The 1,523-nt window shown below is 68.2% G+C and carries 1 protein-coding gene and 2 tRNA genes; all 3 read right to left on the bottom strand.

Going from position 1 to position 1,523, the window contains the following annotated elements; all coding sequences use genetic code 11:
* Window positions 1-964: elongation factor Tu (gene tuf / locus HW578_RS26380; protein WP_198373670.1), on the bottom strand; the 964-nt coding region annotated here is incomplete at its 3' end.
* Between the two features lie 112 nt (window positions 965-1,076).
* A tRNA-Gly gene (locus HW578_RS26375) sits at window positions 1,077-1,150 on the bottom strand.
* Between the two features lie 67 nt (window positions 1,151-1,217).
* A tRNA-Tyr gene (locus tag HW578_RS26370) sits at window positions 1,218-1,300 on the bottom strand.
* Window positions 1,301-1,523 lie beyond the last annotated feature (223 nt).

Below are 1,523 nucleotides of genomic sequence, written 5' to 3'. Positions count from 1 at the left end.
TGTGGCGGCCGCCCTCCTCCTTCGTCAGCACGTACGCCTCGGCCTTGAACTTGGTGTGCGGCGTGATCGACCCAGGCGCAGCCAGAACCTGACCACGCTCCACATCCTCGCGCTTCGTGCCGCGCAGCAGCGCGCCGATGTTGTCGCCCGCCTGGCCCTGGTCCAGCAGCTTGCGGAACATCTCCACACCGGTGACCGTCGTCTTCACCGTGGCCTTCAGGCCAACGATCTCGACTTCCTCGCCCACCTTGATGATCCCGCGCTCAACGCGACCCGTCACCACCGTGCCGCGGCCCGAGATCGAGAACACGTCCTCGACCGGCATCAGGAACGGCTTGTCCACTTCGCGCGTCGGCTGCGGAATGTAGGCATCCACCGCCGCCATCAGCTCCAGGATCGCCTGCTCGCCCAGCTCCGGCGACTTGTCCTCCAGCGCCATCAGCGCCGAGCCCTTGATGATCGGGATGTCGTCACCCGGGAACTGGTAGCTGCTCAGCAGCTCGCGCACTTCCATCTCGACCAGCTCGAGCAGGTCGGGGTCCGCCATGTCGCACTTGTTGAGGAACACCACCAGCGCCGGAACGCCAACCTGGCGCGCCAGCAGGATGTGCTCGCGCGTCTGCGGCATCGGGCCGTCCGCGGCCGAGACCACCAGGATCGCGCCGTCCATCTGCGCCGCGCCCGTGATCATGTTCTTCACGTAGTCGGCGTGGCCAGGGCAGTCCACATGCGCGTAGTGGCGGTTCGCCGTCTCGTACTCGACATGCGCGGTCGAGATCGTGATGCCACGCGCACGCTCCTCCGGCGCCTTGTCGATCTGGTCATACGCCGTGAACGTCGCACCACCAGCCTTCGCCAGCACCTTGGTGATCGCCGCCGTCAGCGACGTCTTGCCATGGTCCACATGCCCGATCGTGCCGATGTTCACATGCGGCTTGTTACGCTCGAATTTCGCCTTCGCCATGGTCCTGTCCCGCGTCCTCGTTCCGAACGATGTCTGCCAAACCAGGGGCGCCGCCGCGCGGACGGAACCCGGAAAACCTGTGCCCCATCCGGGGCGAAACCCCGCGCTTCGCTGGAGCGGGTGACGGGAATCGAACCCGCACAACCAGCTTGGAAGGCTGGGGCTCTACCATTGAGCTACACCCGCGCCGCGACGCGCAGACCCACCTAAACCTCGCCCCGCCACCGGCACATCGAACCTCCGGCAGGCGGTATGGAGGGGGTTGGATTCGAACCAACGTAGGCGCAAGCCAACGGATTTACAGTCCGTCCCCTTTAGCCACTCGGGCACCCCTCCGCAGCCGCGTCGCCCTTGCGGGCCGGCGGGAGCGCGCGGGGTTAACCGCATGGTGGGCGCGCTGTCAACGGAGCGGCGCGCACCGGCGGCGCGACGCCTGGGCGGACGCTGCGCCGCCTCACTTGCTTTGTGCGGCCGGGTGCGCAGGATGCGCGCCATGCCTCGTCCCCCGCGGCGGCCCGAAGGCCGCACCCCCCGCAAGGGCGCCCCGCCCCCGGGCGGC

The sequence above is a fragment of the Roseomonas rosulenta genome, assembly GCF_016106005.1.
Lineage (GTDB): Bacteria > Pseudomonadota > Alphaproteobacteria > Acetobacterales > Acetobacteraceae > Neoroseomonas > Neoroseomonas rosulenta.
The sequence above is the reverse complement of the archived record's forward strand: the minus strand, read 5'-3'. Positions and strand labels throughout refer to the sequence as shown.